The organism is Bacillus sp. FJAT-29814 (genome assembly GCF_001510715.1).
Lineage (GTDB): Bacteria > Bacillota > Bacilli > Bacillales > Cytobacillaceae > Neobacillus.
The window spans coordinates 35,354-53,856 of record NZ_LMTJ01000002.1 but is presented as its reverse complement, the minus strand read 5'-3'; the positions used below and the strand labels follow the sequence as shown (position 1 = coordinate 53,856).

The 18,503-nt window shown below is 44.8% G+C and carries 15 protein-coding genes; all 15 read left to right on the top strand.

Annotation, left to right across the window (positions count from 1 at the left end; all coding sequences use genetic code 11):
* The first annotated feature begins 114 nt into the window (after window positions 1-114).
* The 15 genes from AR334_RS04170 (at window position 115) to argF (ending at window position 18,475) form a co-directional block, all read left to right on the top strand.
* Window positions 115-879 carry a MerR family transcriptional regulator gene (locus tag AR334_RS04170; RefSeq protein WP_066305449.1) on the top strand — a complete coding sequence of 255 codons (765 nt, stop codon included), beginning with the start codon at window positions 115-117 and terminating at the stop codon, window positions 877-879.
* A gap of 208 nt (window positions 880-1,087) precedes the next feature.
* A complete protein-coding gene (locus AR334_RS04165) occupies window positions 1,088-2,101 on the top strand; it encodes an ABC transporter ATP-binding protein (protein WP_066305445.1) in 1,014 nt (337 codons plus the stop codon).
* The gene (locus AR334_RS04160; protein WP_066305442.1) at window positions 2,082-3,050 is read left to right on the top strand and encodes an ABC transporter ATP-binding protein; all 969 of its coding nucleotides are present in this window, start codon (window positions 2,082-2,084) and stop codon (window positions 3,048-3,050) included. Before AR334_RS04165 ends, AR334_RS04160 begins: the two co-directional genes overlap by 20 nt.
* A 48-nt stretch (window positions 3,051-3,098) precedes the next feature.
* Window positions 3,099-4,724, top strand: coding sequence for an ABC transporter substrate-binding protein (locus AR334_RS04155; RefSeq protein ID WP_066305433.1), 1,626 nt, complete (start codon window positions 3,099-3,101; stop codon window positions 4,722-4,724).
* A 60-nt stretch (window positions 4,725-4,784) separates the two neighbouring features.
* Entirely contained in the window at window positions 4,785-5,792 is a 1,008-nt protein-coding gene (locus tag AR334_RS04150) for an ABC transporter permease (RefSeq protein ID WP_066305426.1), read from the top strand.
* Window positions 5,793-5,806: 14 nt separating this feature from the next.
* Window positions 5,807-6,706 (top strand): nickel transporter permease, encoded by a 900-nt coding sequence (gene nikC, locus AR334_RS04145; protein ID WP_066305423.1) that lies wholly within the window; start codon window positions 5,807-5,809, stop codon window positions 6,704-6,706.
* Between the two features lie 718 nt (window positions 6,707-7,424).
* Entirely contained in the window at window positions 7,425-7,934 is a 510-nt protein-coding gene (locus tag AR334_RS04135) for a shikimate kinase (RefSeq protein ID WP_066305415.1), read from the top strand.
* Between the two features lie 15 nt (window positions 7,935-7,949).
* Window positions 7,950-8,714, top strand: coding sequence for a type I 3-dehydroquinate dehydratase (aroD, locus tag AR334_RS04130; RefSeq protein WP_066305411.1), 765 nt, complete (start codon window positions 7,950-7,952; stop codon window positions 8,712-8,714).
* 208 nt (window positions 8,715-8,922) lie between these two features.
* Complete coding sequence (argC, locus tag AR334_RS04125) at window positions 8,923-9,960, top strand: N-acetyl-gamma-glutamyl-phosphate reductase (RefSeq protein WP_066305400.1); 1,038 nt, start codon at window positions 8,923-8,925, stop codon at window positions 9,958-9,960.
* A gap of 69 nt (window positions 9,961-10,029) precedes the next feature.
* Window positions 10,030-11,256: a bifunctional ornithine acetyltransferase/N-acetylglutamate synthase gene (gene argJ / locus AR334_RS04120; RefSeq protein ID WP_066307642.1), complete on the top strand. Its 1,227-nt coding sequence runs from the start codon at window positions 10,030-10,032 to the stop codon at window positions 11,254-11,256.
* A gap of 18 nt (window positions 11,257-11,274) precedes the next feature.
* On the top strand, window positions 11,275-12,072 hold the full coding sequence (gene argB, locus AR334_RS04115; protein WP_066305397.1) for an acetylglutamate kinase: 798 nt from the start codon (window positions 11,275-11,277) through the stop codon (window positions 12,070-12,072).
* Window positions 12,072-13,271: an acetylornithine transaminase gene (locus AR334_RS04110; RefSeq protein ID WP_066305392.1), complete on the top strand. Its 1,200-nt coding sequence runs from the start codon at window positions 12,072-12,074 to the stop codon at window positions 13,269-13,271. Before argB ends, AR334_RS04110 begins: the two co-directional genes overlap by 1 nt.
* 6 nt (window positions 13,272-13,277) lie before the next feature.
* Window positions 13,278-14,354 carry a carbamoyl phosphate synthase small subunit gene (locus AR334_RS04105; protein ID WP_066305390.1) on the top strand — a complete coding sequence of 359 codons (1,077 nt, stop codon included), beginning with the start codon at window positions 13,278-13,280 and terminating at the stop codon, window positions 14,352-14,354.
* Window positions 14,341-17,541 carry a carbamoyl-phosphate synthase (glutamine-hydrolyzing) large subunit gene (gene carB, locus AR334_RS04100; protein ID WP_066305388.1) on the top strand — a complete coding sequence of 1,067 codons (3,201 nt, stop codon included), beginning with the start codon at window positions 14,341-14,343 and terminating at the stop codon, window positions 17,539-17,541. The genes AR334_RS04105 and carB overlap by 14 nt, the downstream gene beginning before the upstream one ends.
* Window positions 17,525-18,475, top strand: coding sequence for an ornithine carbamoyltransferase (gene argF / locus AR334_RS04095; protein WP_066305380.1), 951 nt, complete (start codon window positions 17,525-17,527; stop codon window positions 18,473-18,475). The genes carB and argF overlap by 17 nt, the downstream gene beginning before the upstream one ends.
* Window positions 18,476-18,503 lie beyond the last annotated feature (28 nt).

Below are 18,503 nucleotides of genomic sequence, written 5' to 3'. Positions count from 1 at the left end.
TCTTCGTGGGGTGGACAGCCGCCCTCTTTGGTTACTTCCAAAAAAATAGGCATACTAGTTGTTGACTTTGACGTTGCGTAAAGGTGTATTGTTGTGATTGAGGAGGTGAACAGCATGGAGTATACGGTTCAGAAGCTTGCCAGTTTGGCGGGGGTGAGCGCGAGGACACTAAGATACTATGATGAAATGGGGATTCTTAAGCCGGCAAGGATCAATTCGTCAGGGTATCGGATTTATGGTCAACAGGAAGTGGATCGTCTGCAGCAAATCCTCTTCTACCGGGAATTAGGTTTAAGCCTTGACCATATTAAAACTATCGTGACCGATCCCCTCTTTGACGGCAACAAAGCGCTCAAGGAACATCGCCAGCAGCTCCTCGTAAAACGAAAGCAATTGGATCAATTGATTGCCAATGTCGAAAAGACCATAGCGGCGACAGAAGGGAGAATGAACATGTCAAATAAAGAGAAATTTGAAGGCTTCAAGAAAAAGCTGATAGAGGATAACGAGAATAAGTACGGTAAGGAAGTTCGAGAGAAATACGGGGACGAAAAAGTGGACCAATCCAATGCCAAGCTCATGAACATGACGCAGGAGCAATATGAGGAAGTGACAACGTTAACAGAACGAGTAACACAAACTCTTGCAGAAGCATTTAAAACAGGTGACCCTGCAGGAGAATTGGCACAAAAAGCGGCTGACCTTCACAAAAAATGGCTCACCTATTATTGGAAAGAATATAGTAAAGAGGCACACGCAGGACTTGCACAAATGTATGTAGATGACGAACGGTTCACTGCCTATTACGACAAGGAACAACCGGGAACTGCTGAATTCCTGCGGGATGCGATTCTCATTTATACAGGTCAAAAGCAATAAAAGGAACAAGGTGCCTGACCCCCATAACGGGTGTCAGGCGCCTTTTTACATTTTTAGACAAAACATCCTAATTTTCTCATACAAATTTCTACAATATTCTCACCATGGTATATGCCATAATGGTCATAATATTGAATAAATTTTAATCATTTCGAAATGTAAAACAATAGTTGGTTACTAGAATCGAAAGTAAGAAGGTGTAAGCAATATGGACAAACAATCAATCCTGCAAATAAATGATTTGAAAGTATCCTTCCAATCGGGAAAAAGGCTGCTCCCGGCAGTAGATGGAATCAGCTTCGAACTAAAAGAAGGAGAGATTCTGGGGATTGTCGGCGAATCCGGAAGCGGCAAAAGCGTGACATCACTGGCAGCCATGGGCCTGATCCCTTCACCGCCCGGAAAAATAGAAAAGGGAGAAATAATTTTTGAAGGGAAAAACCTCACCCATATCTCAGAAAAAGAATGGAGAAAAATTCGTGGCAATCAGGTCTCGATGATTTTTCAGGAACCGATGACCTCGTTAAACCCGTTGTTTACAATTGGCAATCAGCTCAGTGAAGCCATCCGATTACATACAAACCTCTCCAAAAGAGAGGCAAAAGTTCGCAGTATAGAATTACTTAAACTGGTTGGAATCCCGAGGGCAGAAGGGATCCTAACTGAGCATCCGCACCAGCTGTCCGGTGGCATGCGGCAGCGGGTGATGATTGCGATGGCGATGGCGTGCAATCCGAGGGTGCTGATTGCGGACGAGCCAACAACGGCGCTTGATGTGACGATACAGGCGCAAATCCTCGCCTTAATGAAAGACTTAAATAAAAAAACGAACACCTCCATCATATTAATTACCCATGATTTGGGGGTTGTCGCGGAAATTTGTGAGCGCGTCATTGTCATGTACGCCGGCCAAATTGTCGAGCAGGGGGACGTTCGAAAAATCCTAAAAGACCCGCAGCATCCTTATACAAAGGGATTGTTGAAATCGGTTCCAGACTTAAGAGGCAAGAAGGAACGGTTATACAGTATTCCCGGCACGGTGCCTGTACCGGGAACGATCCAACAGGGCTGCCGCTTTGCGGCACGATGCGCAGACCGCTTTGAAAAGTGCCACGTGGCCACACCCGATTTATATCATTCGGAAAAAGATGGACACGAAGTCCGCTGTTTCCTGCACACCATGAAGGAAGGGAGTGAACACCATGCCAGAGTTACTTCTTGAAGTGAATGGCTTGAAAAAATACTTTCCGATCACAAGTGGCCTGTTTGGCAAAAAAACGGGTGAGGTCAAGGCGGTCGATGATGTTTCCTTTTACGTGAAAAAAGGCGAGACTCTGGGAATCGTAGGAGAGTCCGGCTGCGGAAAATCAACGACTGGCCGGCTGCTCATGCGGTTAATCGAAGCCAGTGACGGGAGAATTATTTTTGAAGATAAAGAGATTACGAAAATGTCGAAGCATGAGCTGCGAAAAATCCGCCGCGATATCCAGATGGTGTTCCAGGACCCATATGCCTCGCTCAATCCCCGGCATTCTGTTGAGCAAATTCTCGAAGAGCCGCTGATTGTTCATGGAATCGGGACAAAGGAGGAACGGCAAAAACGGGTTAAAGAGATGCTAGAGGTTGTCGGCTTAAGCAGCTATCATGCCAAGCGGTACCCGCACCAATTCAGCGGCGGCCAGCGCCAGCGGATTGGTATTGCCAGAGCGTTAATGACTAAACCAAAGCTGATTATTGCCGATGAGCCGGTTTCAGCCCTTGATGTTTCGATTCAGGCGCAGGTTCTCAACTTAATGAAAGATATTCAGGAGGAGTTTAAACTAACCTACATTTTCATTGCCCACGACCTAGGGGTTGTCCGTCATATTAGCGATCGGGTCGGCGTGATGTATTTAGGCAGATTAATAGAATTGGCAGATAGTGAAGAACTTTATGAAAATCCGATGCATCCGTACACAAAAGCATTACTGTCAGCGGTCCCAGTGCCGGATCCAGATTTAAAAAAGCAGCCTATTTTAATCGAAGGCGAGCTGCCCAGCCCGGCTAATCCGCCGTCTGGCTGCGCTTTCCACACAAGGTGTTCGCAGGTGATGGATATTTGCAAATCATCCAGACCTGCAGAACACAATTTTAACGGTCATTATGTTGCCTGTCACTTATATAACAAGTGAAAGGCGCAATGATGATATAAATAAAATTTTTACAAAGGGGGAAACAGAATGAAGAAGAATACGTTTAAAATGCTGTTGATTGCCATTATGGCCATTAGCATGTTTCTTGTTGGCTGCAGCGGCAAAACGGAAGAAACAGGCGGCAAGAAAGAGCCTGCGTCAAACGGCGGTTCAGGTTCCGGTTCTACAAAGGATACTCTCGTTTTTGGACGCGGCGGTGATTCCACATCACTAGATCCAATCACAACTACTGAAGGTGAAGCCTTCAAGGTAACTGAGAACATGTTTGAAACATTGGTCGAGTTTGGTGAGCAGGATACAACCATTCATCCTGGACTTGCTGAATCATGGGAGCCATCAGAAGATGGATTGACGTACACCTTCAAGCTTCGTAAGGGTGTAAAATTCCATGACGGAACTGATTTTAACGCCGAGGCGGTTGTCTTCAACTTTGAACGCTGGGCGGGCGGGGATGAAGAGAAATTCCCATACTACGCCAACTTTGGCGGCTATAAAGGTGATCCAGGCCACGTGATTAAAGAGGTAAAAGCGCTTGACGAGCATACAGTTCAATTTGTGTTAACTAGACCTCTTGGACCGTTCCTCTGGAATCTCGCCATGTCTCCATTTGGTATGGCAAGCCCGGCTGCAGTTAAAAAATATGGCGATGATTTCAGAAGCCATCCAGTTGGCACAGGTCCATTCAAGTTCGTGGAATGGAAACAAAACGATACTGTCACGCTTGAAAAGAACCCTGATTACTGGCAAAAAGGACTGCCAAAGTTAAATAAACTTATTTACCGGGTGATTCCTGAAAACACAGCGCGCTTGAACGCTCTTGCCAATGGAGAAATTGACATTATGGATGGTTTAAACTATTCAGACGAGAAAACTGTCACTTCGAATGCGAACCTACAGGTCATTGAACGTCCGACTATGAACGTTGGTTACCTCGGTATGACAACTACACGGAAACCGTTTGATAACAAGCTCGTTCGTCAGGCGATTAACCATGCGATCGATAAGAAATCGCTAATTGAGGCGTTCTATGCCGGAAAAGCAGTACCGGCGATCAACCCAATGCCGTCAAACATTGATGGCTATAACGACGAGATCAAGGATTACCCATATGATTTGGAAAAAGCAAAGGCCTTATTGAAGGAAGCCGGTTTTGAGAAAGGCTTTGAAATCAACCTCTGGGCCATGCCTGTTGCCCGTCCATACATGCCAGAAGCACAAAAGGTTGCTGAGGTTATCCAAGATAGCTTGAGCAAAATTGGTGTGAAGGCCAATATCAAATCTGCTGAATGGGCGACATATTTGGAGCAAGCCAGAAAAGGCGAGTTTGATATGTTCATGCTTGGCTGGACCGGTGACAATGGCGACGCTGATAACTTCCTCTATACATTGCTTGATAAGGATAGCATTGGAAGCAACAACTATGCTTATTACAGCAATGACGAGCTTCATGATATCTTGATTGCAGCTCAGCAGGAACCTGACAAAGACAAACGAAATGAGCTATACAAGAAAGCGCAAGTCATCATTAAAGAGGATGCTCCGTGGGTGCCGCTTGTGCATTCCAGACCATTGCTTGCTGCCGCAAAGGATGTTTCAGGTTACTTACCACATCCAACCGGTTCTGAAGCTTTGACAAAAGTTGAGTTCAAATAATGATTCCAGGAAGGGGAGGTAGTTCTGCCTCTCCTTTTTTTCAAAAAAGAGGTGAAAAAAATGTTCACTTATACGATTCGCCGCGTGCTATCTTTAATACCTGTTTTATTTGGGATGACGCTCGTTGTTTTTGCCATTATTCATGCGATTCCGGGAGATCCCGCCCAGGTCATCCTTGGACAAAAGGCCACGGCCGAAGCGATTGCCACGTTAACAAGAGAACTGGGGCTGGACCGGCCATGGTACATACAATATTTTGACTATCTTGGAAATCTGCTTCAGGGTGATTTGGGGACTTCATTAAGGACAAGAGGTCCGATAAATGTGGAAATTTGGCCATTCCTAGCTGCGACAGCTGAATTGACGCTTGTGGCGATGATCATTGCGGTCGTGGTGGGGGTTAATGCCGGTATTATCAGTGCCTGGTTTTCTCGATCATGGTTTGATTATGGCGCAATGGTGCTAGCACTAATCGGAGTTTCAATGCCGATTTTTTGGCTCGGCTTAATGTTTCAATGGGCTTTTTCCATTGAATTGGGCTGGCTTCCAACGACAGGCCGGGTAAATGTTCGCGATCCTGTTACGGCTGTAACAAATTTCTATCTCATCGACGCTTTGCTTCAAGGAAGAACTGATCAATTTATAACCGTATTAAAGCATTTGATTATGCCGAGCGCAGCGCTCGCAACGATTCCGATGGCGATTATTGCGAGAATGACCCGGGCAACGATGCTTGAGGTCATGAAGTCCGATTATGTACGGACAGCAAGAGCCAAGGGATTAAGAATGTTCTGGGTCGTGTACAAGCATTCTTTGAAAAATGCAATTATCCCCGTTTTGACCGTTATCGGACTGCAAACCGGACTTCTGTTGGGCGGAGCGATTCTGACGGAAACGATCTTTGGGTGGCCGGGCATAGGCCGTTATTTGTACGAAGCGATTGCCTATCGCGATTATCCAGTTATCCAGTCAGGGATTTTAATTATTGCTGCGATCTTTGTTTTGATTAACTTGGTTGTCGATCTTCTGTATGTCTTTGTCGACCCGAGAATCAAATACAATAAATAGGGGAGGGATAAAGAATGGCAGAACTTGCAAAAAATGCAGCCGATATCTCGATGATGCCCGCTGAAGAAAAATTGGTACCCCCTTGGAAGGAAGCGTTACTATCTTTTTATAAAAATAAACTGGCCGTGATTGGGCTAGGGATTGTCCTATTTTTTATCGTCATCGCGATTATCGCACCTTGGATTGCACCCTATGGGTTTAAGGAACAGGTGCTGGCTGACCGGATGCAGGCGCCGTCGAGCAAGCATTGGTTTGGAACCGATGATTTTGGCCGCGATATTTTTTCAAGAATCTTATATGGGGCGCGTATCTCATTATGGGTCGGGTTCTTCTCCGTTTTAGGATCCGTTGTCGTCGGGACGCTGCTTGGCATCGTCGCTGGTTACTATGGCAGTTGGGTCGACGGGATTATTTCGCGAATTTTCGATATTATGCTTGCGTTTCCGAGTATTCTCTTGGCGATTGCGGTTGTATCGATTTTGGGGCCATCTCTACAGAATGCATTGATTGCGATTGCCGTCATCAATGTGCCGAACTTTGGCCGGTTGGTCCGCTCGAAGGTGCTAAGTGTGAAGCAGGAGGAATATATCATGGCAGCCCGTGCCATCGGGATGAAGGACTCGAGAATTCTGTTCCGGCATATTTTGCCGAATAGTATCTCACCAGTGATCGTGCAAGCGACGCTGGCAATTGCCACCGCGATTATTGAAGCCGCTGCACTTGGCTTCCTGGGATTGGGTGCCCAGCCGCCGGAACCCGAGTGGGGCAAAATGCTCGCCGACTCAAAAAATTACATTACCCAGGCACCGTGGACACTGTTTTTCCCGGGCATAGCCATTATGCTGACCGTACTTGGGTTTAACTTGATGGGGGACGGGCTACGAGACGTGTTGGACCCGAAAATGAAGCAATAAACATGGAGGCTCTGGAGAGGGCCTCTTTTTGGTATACAGGAGAGGGAAATCACTATTAACAAGTTGGTAGTAACGCGATTGGTGTCAGGCACCATTTGCTGACTTTGCAGAATATTTACGTTTTTTATTGTGTTTGGTGTAATATATAGAGTATCTTACTCAATGCAAATTCTTTCTTCTTAGGCAGGATGAAGGACAAATCCGGAAGCGAATGAAGCTAGATGTCCCTCATACGTTAGTACGGGTTTAGTAGTAAGGTTGCATGAGAGCAATAATAATAATAATTGCGCATGAAAACATACAAACAAAGGTATTTGAAGGATGAGATGTAGAATGAGGTATCTTGGTGTTCCATTTGTTTTGGCGGTTATAACTCTTTTTACATTATTTCTTGGAGGTAGTATCACTTTTGTATTTTCTTTTGTTTCTCTAATAGCTAATTTAATAATGATAATTCTGTGTTTTCTGGTTGTTCATTATATAAATAAGGAAGAGGTAAAGTTATTTATCTACTGGGTATTGATTTCACTAATTCCTTCAATGCTAGTTATACTATTATTTAAGGTTAATGGCGAATATTCCCTATTACCCTGGGACCTTATGTTATGGGACCTGATTGTCCCCTTAACGGTACTAGGCTCTCAGTCGTTGTTTTTAATATCCAAAAAATGGATTAAAAAAAGCTTATAAATCAAAAGGAAATGGATGGAAACTTTTAATGGTACATAGTGGAAAAAGTATTGTTTTTATAGGATTTATGGGTGCCGGCAAGACAACGGTGGGAAAGCTTGTCGCCCAGAAACTTAATCGGAAATTTATAGATACTGATGAAGTAATTGAAAAGGAATTTAACATGCCAATTCCCCAAGTCTTTAACAAATATGGGGAAAAGGTTTTCAGGGAAAAGGAAAAAAGCGTAATAACCGATTTATCAGGAAAAACGAACTTAGTACTTTCTTTAGGCGGGGGAGCTTTTTTACAAGAAGAAATTCGAAGTGCATGCTTATCTAATTCAACTGTCATTTTCCTAGATATATCTTTTGAGAGTTGGAAGGAAAGACTGGACCTAATTATTGATAACCGCCCTGTACTCCAAGGCAAATCAATAGAAGAGACCTTAGAACTTTATCAAAATAGGCAGGAAGTATACGTAAACCATCATATTAAAATAAAGGTAGATTATAAGAATCCGGAAGAAATTGCTGATGAAATTTTAGCAACTTTATAAAGAAGGTGTCTTATCATGAAGAAGGTTTTTAAAGTTAGAGGAATAACAATTGGCGAAGGGGCTACGAAAATCTGCGTCCCATTGGTTGGCCGAACGCTGACTGACTTAATAGAGGAAGCCCAATTTTTAAAGACATTGGAATTTGACCTAGTCGAGTGGCGAGTGGACTTTTTTGAGAATGTAGAACAGATCGAAAAAGTAAAGGATGCATTTTTCCAGATTCGTACGATTTTAAATGAAGCTCCAATGATCTTCACCTTTAGAAGTAAACGTGAAGGTGGTGAAAAAGAAGTCAGCAACCAATTTTATTTTGAACTTAACAAAGCAGTGGCCCAATCAGGCTTGGCTGACTTCATCGATGTGGAGCTATTTAATGAAGAAAACGATATCCAATCCCTGATAGAATATGTTCATAAAAACGAAACTTTCGTTATAGTTTCAAATCACGATTTTAACAAAACCCCTCCAAAAGAAGAAATCGTGGCCAGACTACGCCGTGCTCAAGAATTGGGAGGCGACATTCCCAAAATTGCCGTCATGCCTTCTAGTACAGAGGATGTCCTAACATTGCTGGATGCAACCAACACCATGTACAAGGAGTATGCTGATCGACCGATCATTACCATTTCAATGGGTGGACAAGGTCTGATAAGCAGAATGGCTGGAGAGGTATTTGGCTCATCCATTACATTTGCTTCTGCCAAAAAGGCTTCAGCACCTGGACAGGTGGCTGTTGAAGAATTAAAAAGGGTTTTAAATATTTTGCACTCAAATTTATAAAATCGCGTTATTAGGGACCTTGCGGGTCTCTTTTTTTTGCCTCTATGCATAAAGATTGTATAAATATAAACATAATTCTGAAAGCGTTTACAAAAATAGGTATCTAAAAATTAAATAAATAATGAAAAAATAAGCAATTTATTTATTGAATAATTATATACATGTATGTATAATAATTCATTATAAAACAACGCGGGAGTGAGAAATATTGAAGGCTGCGATTATTGGCGGTACTGGTTATGGAGCGGTTGAGTTAATAAGGCTTTTAAAAAAGCATCCAAATTTCCAAATTGGTACTGTAGTTTCTAACTCTCAAGCAGGCAATAGCTTTAGTGATGCTTATCCTCATTTATCGGGGTTGATAGAACAACCTTTGGAAAAATTCGACCCAAAAAGTTTGTCCGAAACGAATGATCTCGTTTTTCTGGCAACTCCTTCGGGGGTGAGTGGAAATCTTGTTCCTCAGCTCAGGGAATACGGTATGAAATGTATCGATTTATCCGGGGACTTTCGGCTAAGGTCAGCAGAAGAATATGAAACTTGGTATAAGCATTCTTCGCCACCAGAAAATTACCTTAATGAGGCAGTTTATGGATTAAGTGAACTATATGAAGAAAAAATAAAAAAAGCTAATTTAATTGCCAATCCAGGTTGCTACCCAACAGCGGCAAGCTTAGGGTTGATTCCAATTTTAAAATCAAAACTTGCAGACCATGAATCTATAATCATAGACGCAAAGTCTGGTGTAAGCGGAGCAGGGAGAGGACTTTCGTTAACCGCCCACTACGCTGAAATCAACGAAAATCTGAAGGCTTACAAACTTGGCGCCCATCAGCATATACCAGAAATCGAACAGGTTCTTTCAGATGAAAGCGGGAATCCCATCACTGTCACTTTCACAACCCACCTTGTACCGATGACTCGCGGAATCATGTGCACAACCTATGTAAAGTTGAAAAACAAACTCTCTACAGAAAACGTTCATCAAATATACGATGAATTTTATAAAAATAAACCTTTTGTAAGGATCAGACCGGTTGGAACTATTCCTGCAACAAAAGAGGTATGGGGCAGCAATTACTGCGATATCGGCCTTCATGTCGACCCACGGACCAACCGATTGACCATTATTTCAGTAATCGACAATTTGGTCAAAGGTGCCGCAGGCCAGGCAATCCAGAACGCAAACATCATGTTTGGCTGGGATGTCAGGATGGGACTTGGTGACGTACCAATATATCCATGATGAAAAAATAGCTTACTAGGTAAAGAGCTTTATTAACGAACAGGGACCAAAAAGGGGGAAATTACATTGATTCAAGCCACATTCAGTCAGAAGATAGTTGTACTTGAAGAAGAAGGAGTTACCTTGGCGCAAGGGTTTAAGGCGGGAGGTATACATTGCGGGGTTAAACGGAAACGGCTTGATCTCGGTTATATTGTTTCAGAGGTCCCGGCATTGGTTGCTGGAGTTTACACAACGAATATTTTTCAAGCAGCACCATTATTAGTGACACAAGAAAGCATCGCAAAAGAAAACAAGATTCAAGCAATTCTTGTAAATTCAGGGAATGCCAATGCGTGCACCGGAGAGCAAGGGTTAAAGGATGCCTATGCAATGCAAAAACAGTTTGCTGTACAACTTGGTGTAAAAGACCATCATGTTGCAGTCACATCGACAGGTGTAATCGGCGAATTGCTGCCCATGGATAAAATTCAGGCAGGAATTAGTGAAATTCTCCTTGATGAATATGAAGCTCAAGACAATTTCCTGCAAGCAATCCTGACAACTGATACCTGCGTAAAGCACACTGCAGTTCAACTGCAAATTGACGGCAAAACCATCAGCATCGGCGGTGCCGCAAAAGGTTCCGGAATGATTCACCCAAACATGGCCACCATGCTCGGCTTTGTCACAACGGATGCAAACGTTGCCCATGAAGACCTGTTAACAGCGCTTCGGGATATCACCAACCAAACCTTTAACATGATTACTGTTGATGGAGATACGAGCACGAATGACATGGTGTTGGTCATGGCCAATGGTTTGGCAGGAAATGACCAGCTAACAAAGGACCATCCGGAATGGGATACTTTTGTGAGCGGTTTGAAAATGGTCAGTGAATCCCTCGCAAAAAAAATTGCCCGAGACGGAGAAGGGGCTACCAAGCTTGTTGAAGTCGAAGTGAATGGAGCCTTCAGTAAAGAAGCTGCCACAGTGGTAGGCAAATCAATTATTTCTTCCAATCTCGTAAAAACGGCCATTTATGGAACCGATCCAAACTGGGGTAGAATTGTGACTGCAGCTGGATATAGTGGTGTTCCAATTGAGCCAAACAAAATACAAGTAGCCATTGGTCCATATAAAGTATTTGAGAATGGCATGCCAAGTGTCTTCGTTGAGGAAGAAGTTAAAAAGTATATGGAATCAGACAATGTCAAGATTTCGGTTGAATTAAATCAAGGTGACTTCAGTGCCACCGCATGGGGATGCGACCTTACTTATGATTATGTAAAAATCAACGCATCCTACCGCACATAAAAGGGGTGTGTAGCTGAAATGAAATACTTAGTGATCAAGTGCGGCGGAAGCGTGTTAGAAAATCTGCCAAGGTCGTTTTATGAGGATATTGTCCAGATGCAACAGGCTGGGGAGTGGACTCCGGTTCTGGTCCATGGTGGCGGTCCCTTAATCAATCAACTTTTAAAAAGTTTAAACATCGAAACGAAGTTCATCAATGGCCTCCGGGTAACTAACCACGATGTTCTCGACATTGTGGAAATGGTCCTGAGCGGGATGGTAAATAAGCAGGTTGTTAGAAACATTGCAGAAGTTCAAGGCAGTGCATTTGGGATTAGTGGTGTGGATGGGAACCTACTTAAAGCCGTACCGACATCAGATGCCCAAACATTGGGATTTGTCGGTGAAGTAGTGGAAGTAAATCAAACTGTAATTGAGGGAATTGTGAAGCAAGGTTACATTCCTGTTATCTCTCCAATTGGAATTGATTCTACCGGCCAACGCTATAACATCAACGGCGACATTGCCGCATCCGCAATCGCCAAGTCACTCGGAGCGAACCTATGCTTTATTAGCGATATCCCGGGGATCCTCGTCGAAAAAAATGGCGTAAAGACAAAAGTAGACAAAGTCTCTAAAGCAATTATCGAAGAAATGATTGAAAATCAAACCATATACGGCGGAATGATTCCGAAGGTTAAAGCCGCCATCGATGGTCTTGTCCACAATATTCGTGAAGTTGCCATCATAAACGGTTTCGAGAAAAGCAGTTTACTAGATTACGTGAACGGAAAACAAATCGGAACCAAAATCGTTTTAGAAGAGGAGATAGCGTAATGTCAAACCAAAATACCGTCTCGCAACTCTCACCAGTTATGCCAACCTACGCCCGTTTTCCTGTGACCCTGGTCAAGGGGAAAGGCAGCTATGTCTGGGATGATAAAGGCACACAATTATTAGATTTCACCTCCGGCATTGCCACCTGCAACCTCGGCCATGTACCGGATCCAGTTAAAGAAAAACTCGAAGAACAGCTGCAAAACCTGTGGCACTGTTCCAATCTATACAACATCCCGAATCAGGAGCAACTTGCAGCCCTGCTTACAGCCAACAGCTGCGGCGATCAGGTTTTTTTCTGTAACAGCGGAGCGGAAGCAAATGAAGCGGCCATCAAGCTTGCCAGAAGATATGCGAACAAAGTGAAGGGGAACGGTTCATCTGAAGTTGTCACCTTCAACCAATCGTTTCACGGGAGGACATTGGCGACATTAACAGCGACCGGCCAGGAAAAAATCCAGCAAGGGTTTGCCCCATTAATGCCAGGATTCAGCTACCTGCCGTACAACGATATCGAAGCGCTTGATGAACTAGAATCAAAAAAGCCGGCAGGGGTTCTCCTCGAATTGGTTCAAGGCGAAGGCGGCGTCATTCCTGCAGACCCAATCTGGGTGCAAAATCTCGCCCAAATTTGTGAGCAGCAAGACATCCTTTTGATGGTCGATGAAATCCAAACAGGCATCGGCCGTACAGGGACACTTTTTGCATACGAGCAATATTCAATCGAGCCGGACGTGATCAGCATTGCAAAGGGACTTGGTTCAGGTTTCCCAATCGGGGCAATCATCGCCAAGGAAGAAGCGGCAAAAGGCTTCGAACCTGGCAGCCACGGCAGCACTTTTGGCGGAAATCCGCTAGCTACGGCAGCTGGCCTAGCAACTTTATCGCATATACTTGAAAGCAATGTGCTTACCAACGCAAATGAAATGGCCTCATACCTTGACCTTCAGTTAGAAGGTTTGAAACAAAAGTATGATTTTATCAAAGACATCCGTGGCAAAGGTCTGCTTAAAGGTTTGGTAGTCGAAAACGATGCATCAGCGATTGCTAAGAAAGCGATCGACCACAACCTGCTCATTTTAACAGCGGGACCAAATGTGGTGCGGATTTTACCGCCATTGACTGTCACAACGGACGAAATCAACGAATTCACTATAAAGCTGGAAGAAACGTTCCAAAGTTTAGAGAAAGGCGAGTGAGGCTAGTTGGAACAAGGATATCTTACTTTGGAAACAGGAGAAGTATTTGAAGGTATTTTGATTGGGGCAGACAAAGACTCTCTCGGCGAAGTTGTTTTTAACACAAGTATGACCGGTTATCAGGAAATCATTACCGACCCATCCTATGCCGGTCAAATCATCACGTTTTGCTATCCAATCATCGGAAACTACGGCATCAACGCCCTGGACGATGAAAGCATTTCACCTGCCCTTGCAGGTGTCGTGATCGGCGACCTATGCGAAACGCCGAGCCATTATCAGTCATTCCAGAAATTTTCCGAAAAACTAAAGCAGGCGGGCGTTCCGGGGATTGCCGGAGTTGACACAAGACTGCTTGTAAAAACCATTCGGAGCCGGGGAACGGTTAAAGGGTTTTTAAGCAAAACGTCAGACGCAAGCTTTCCAACAATAGAGAAAACTCCACTCTGGGTGGACCAAGTATCAACGAAGAAGACACAATTTTTCAAAAACAGCGGGCCGCATGTGGTCCTGATGGATTTTGGTTTCAAGAAGTCAATCCTGAACGCCTTGCTTTCTGAAGGATGCGCTGTCAGCGTCGTTCCTTACAATACGTCTTTTGAAAAAATTAAAGCCCTGAATCCGGACGGTGTCTTGATCAGCAACGGCCCTGGCGACCCGATGTCCCTAAAGAAATGGTTCCCGGAAATTAAAAAGATCAGCCAGCAGTATCCTACACTCGGAATTTGTCTAGGGCACCAATTAATCGCCCTTGCCTATGGCGCCAAAACTGAAAAGCTCGCCTACGGCCATCGCGGTGGAAACCATCCAGTGAAGGAACTGACAACCGGGAAAGTGAAAATCACGGCCCAGAACCACGGCTATGTGGTCGTTGATAACAGCATTGACGGTAAGGTGTTTGACGTTACTTACCGGAATGTGAACGACAAGTCGATCGAAGGGTTGCAGCATAAAACGTTTCCGATTCAAACTGTGCAATTCCACCCGGAAGCCCATCCGGGGCCAAGTGATACCGCACATATTTTAACAGAATTCGTTACACAGATTGCATCATTGGGAGAGACACGTTATGCCGTTAAATAAAAAACTGAAAAAAGTGCTTGTGATTGGCTCAGGCCCGATTGTCATCGGGCAGGCGGCAGAATTCGACTATGCCGGCACACAGGCGTGCATCGCCCTGAAGGAAGAAGGGCTTGAAGTAGTCCTGATCAACAATAACCCGGCAACAATCATGACTGATGAGGCTGTTGCCGATAAGGTATATATCGAACCGCTAACCGTTGAAAGTATTGAAAAAATCATCCAAAAAGAAAAGCCGGATGGGGTGATCGGCACGCTTGGCGGCCAAACCGGCTTGAACCTCGCCGTTCAGCTTTTTGAACAAAGGATTCTTGAAAAATACAATGTCGAACTTCTCGGAACTTCCGTGGAGTCAATAAAAAACGGCGAGGACCGTGAACGTTTCCGGAATCTGATGCTGCAAATCAGCGAACCGATTCCGGAATCCGCCATCATTCACAGCTATGAAGAGGGACTCCAGTTCGTCGGAGAAATCGGCTACCCGGTTATCATACGCCCAGCCTATACGCTTGGAGGAGAGGGCGGCGGCTTTGCCTATAACGAAGAGGACCTGGAAGTCGTTTTGAAAAAAGGTCTGGCAGCCAGCCCGATTCACCAGGTATTAGTCGAGAAAAGCATCAAAGGCTGGAAGGAAATTGAATATGAGGTCATGCGCGATGCCAATGATACGTGCATCATCGTTTGCAATATGGAGAACATGGACCCAGTCGGCGTTCATACCGGCGATTCCATTGTAGTCGCCCCGTCGCAAACACTGACAGATGTCCAGTATCAAATGCTCCGTGACGTTTCGATAAAGGTAATTCGTGAGTTGGAGATTATTGGAGGCTGCAATATTCAGTTCGCGCTCCATCCCGAATCCAATCAATATTACATCATTGAAGTCAATCCAAGGGTCAGCCGCTCATCGGCGCTTGCCTCAAAAGCCACCGGTTATCCAATTGCGAGGATGGCGGCGAAGTGCGCGATTGGCTATCACTTGGATGAAATTGTGAATCCAATAACAGGCAATACCTTTGCCTCGTTTGAGCCGGCAATTGATTATATTGTCGTCAAACTGCCGCGCTTCCCGTTTGACAAGTTCCCCGAAGCGGATAGAACGCTAGGAACGCAAATGAAAGCCACCGGCGAAGTCATGGCCATTGATCGGACCTTCGAAGGGGCGCTAAATAAAGCGATTCGCTCAATGGAAATGAATATGTACGGTCTGTGCCGAGCCGGATATTTAAAAGAAACAGATCTGGAACCGCTCCTCGAAACAGCCAACGATCAACGGCTGTTCGTGATTGCCGAAGCTTTTAAAAGAGGCTACACCCTTGAAAAAGTCCAGCAATTGACCCAGATCGACCCGTGGTTTTTACACAAAATCAACTCAGTTGTCGCTTTAGAAACTGAACTGGCAACTTACAAATGGAGCAATGTCCCGCTTGAGCTACTGAAGCTGGCTAAACGTCATAACATTGCCGACAAGCTATTATCGCAAATTTATCATATTCCTGAAGAACAAATCAGAAGCAAGTGGAAGGAACTCAACTGGAAGCCGGGCTATAAAATGGTCGACACATGCTCAGCTGAATTTGATGCCGTTACACCATACTACTATTCCACCTGGCACGGATTTGATGAAGTGGAGCCGACAGATAAGAAAAAAATCCTGGTCATTGGCAGTGGTCCAATCCGTATTGGCCAAGGAATTGAGTTCGATTACTGTTCCGTGCATGCCGCGAAAGCCCTTAAGAAAAAAGGCTACGCCGCGGTTGTCATCAACAATAACCCTGAAACCGTGAGCACTGATTACTCCGTTGCCGACAGCCTCTACTTCGAACCGCTCGCGGCCGAGGATGTTCTTCATGTAATCGAAAAAGAACAGGTTGAAGGCGTCCTGATTCAATTTGGCGGGCAAACGGCAATTAACCTGGCCCACGATTTAGAAGACGAGGGGATTAAAATTTTGGGCACCTCGGTCAAGGATGTTGACCGCTTGGAGGATCGCAAAGAATTTTATCAGTTGCTCGAGGAACTGGAGATTCCACATATTGAAGGAAAAACGGCTGAAACACCAGATGAATTATTCGCAGGTGCTGCAGAGCTCGGGTATCCCGTTCTAGTAAGGCCATCCTATGTAATCGGCGGCCAGGCTATGTTTACGATTTTTTCAGAAGACGAATTAACGGGGTATATCAAACAGCTTGAGTCACACGAAAAAATGTGGCCGTTATTGGTAGATAAATATGTTCCAGGGCTGGAATGCGAGATTGATGTCATCAGCAATGGAAAGCAGATTGTCGTACCGGGCATCTTTGAGCATATTGAAAAAGCGGGCGTCCACTCCGGTGACAGCATTTCGCTGTTCCCGCCGATTACGATTACTGAAAAAATGAAAGAAACATTAATAGATTACGCCGACAGGATTGCCAAAGCAGCCCAAATCGTCGGAATGATGAACATTCAATTCGTCATCCACGGAGATACGGTTTATGTCCTTGAAGTGAACCCACGCTCGTCACGAACAGTGCCAATTATCAGCAAAGTGACCGGAATTCCGATGATTGAACTGGCCGTCGGTGTCCAGTTGGGAGATTCGCTATCTGGTTATGCTCCAGGACTCCAGCCAGAACCGAGTTATTTTTCCGTCAAAGCGCCAGTTTTCTCCTCCAGTAAGCTTAAAGGAGTGGACCACGTGCTCGGGCCGGAAATGAAATCGACCGGAGAAGCGCTCGGCCTTGGCAAAAGCTATCAAGAAGCGTTTGAAAAAGCGATGACTTCGCTTGGGGAAGGAAATTATATCTTATGTTCCGTATCTGATCGCGAAAAACCGGTGAGCCTTCCGATTATCGAAGAACTGCTTAAAACAAATAAGCTTGCCGCTACCGAAGGGACTGCGGAATATCTGCAAAACCATGGCATCATAGTTGAAAAAGTGGTTAAGGACGAAGGCGATGTCCTAAACTTTTTCAAAAATAACAAGGTAAAAGCGGTTATCAATATTCCGAATCAAGGCCGTAACAAACAGAAATTTGGCTTCCAAATCCGCGAGCACGCCGTCCGCTACAAGGTGCCGGTGTTTACACATCTCGATACCGTAAAAGCGATGATTGGGCTGCCGGAGGGGTCAGATTTTGAAGTTATGACCGTCAGCGAGTTCTACCAATTGGAAAAGAGAGGGATTGTCCATGCTCGAGGCTACTAAAATAAATTTACAAGGAAAAGACTTTTTACAGATTTCTGATTTTACCAGTGAAGAAATTTTATATATGCTCGATGTTGCCCAGGAACTGAAGGGATTGCAAAAGCAAGGTAAACCGCAGCCATATTTGAATGGAAAGGTATTGGGGATGATTTTTGAAAAATCATCCACCCGTACCAGGGTCTCATTTGAGGTTGGCATGCTCCAGCTCGGTGGTCATGCGATTTTTTTAAGCTCCAAGGATATTCAATTGGGCCGAGGCGAAAGTATTTCCGATACAGCAAAGGTGCTGTCCCGTTATGTAGATGGGATTATGATCCGAACATTCGGCCACGACTCGGTGGAGGAATTGGCGGAGCATGCAACCGTGCCGGTTATCAATGGACTGACCGACCTGCAGCACCCGACACAGGTAATGGCCGACTTGTTAACGATTCTAGAGCATAAAGGTAAATTATCGGGGCTGAAACTAGCTTATATCGGTGATGGTAATAACAACATGCCCCATTCCTTACTCGAAGGGGCGGTCAAGGTGGGAATGGATATTAGCGTAGCCTCACCGCCAGGGTATTTGCCAAATGGGGCGGTTGTCGAAAACGCCATCAAGGTTGGCAAACAAACGGGCAGCGCCGTCATGATTACGAATGACCCACTGAAGGCTGTTACAGGGGCAGATGTCATCGTAACAGATGTGTGGACTTCGATGGGGCAGGAAGCGGAAACGGAAAAGCGCTTGGAGGCATTCCAAGGCTACCAGGTAAATGAAGACTTATGCAAGCATGCAAAAGACGATTTCATCTTCTTGCATTGTCTCCCGGCGCATCGCGGCGAAGAGGTATCCGCAGAAATTATTGATGGTCCGCATTCGGTTGTTTTTGATGAAGCCGAAAACCGCCTGCATGCCCAAAAAGCAATTTTAAAATTATTACTAGCTTAATAGTAGATTTTTTTGAAAAAGTATGTAT

Excerpts from the sequence above, each read along its gene's own strand:
- AR334_RS04135 (WP_066305415.1), top strand. The coding sequence starts at position 7,425 with ATGGTACATAGTGGAAAAAGTATTGTTTTTATAGGATTTATGGGTGCC.
- nikC (WP_066305423.1), top strand. The coding sequence starts at position 5,807 with ATGGCAGAACTTGCAAAAAATGCAGCCGATATCTCGATGATGCCCGCT.
- AR334_RS04170 (WP_066305449.1), top strand. The coding sequence starts at position 115 with ATGGAGTATACGGTTCAGAAGCTTGCCAGTTTGGCGGGGGTGAGCGCG.
- AR334_RS04160 (WP_066305442.1), top strand. The coding sequence starts at position 2,082 with ATGCCAGAGTTACTTCTTGAAGTGAATGGCTTGAAAAAATACTTTCCG.
- argB (WP_066305397.1), top strand. The coding sequence starts at position 11,275 with ATGAAATACTTAGTGATCAAGTGCGGCGGAAGCGTGTTAGAAAATCTG.
- AR334_RS04110 (WP_066305392.1), top strand. The coding sequence starts at position 12,072 with ATGTCAAACCAAAATACCGTCTCGCAACTCTCACCAGTTATGCCAACC.
- AR334_RS04165 (WP_066305445.1), top strand. The coding sequence starts at position 1,088 with ATGGACAAACAATCAATCCTGCAAATAAATGATTTGAAAGTATCCTTC.
- carB (WP_066305388.1), top strand. The coding sequence starts at position 14,341 with ATGCCGTTAAATAAAAAACTGAAAAAAGTGCTTGTGATTGGCTCAGGC.
- AR334_RS04150 (WP_066305426.1), top strand. The coding sequence starts at position 4,785 with ATGTTCACTTATACGATTCGCCGCGTGCTATCTTTAATACCTGTTTTA.
- AR334_RS04155 (WP_066305433.1), top strand. The coding sequence starts at position 3,099 with ATGAAGAAGAATACGTTTAAAATGCTGTTGATTGCCATTATGGCCATT.
- aroD (WP_066305411.1), top strand. The coding sequence starts at position 7,950 with ATGAAGAAGGTTTTTAAAGTTAGAGGAATAACAATTGGCGAAGGGGCT.
- argF (WP_066305380.1), top strand. The coding sequence starts at position 17,525 with ATGCTCGAGGCTACTAAAATAAATTTACAAGGAAAAGACTTTTTACAG.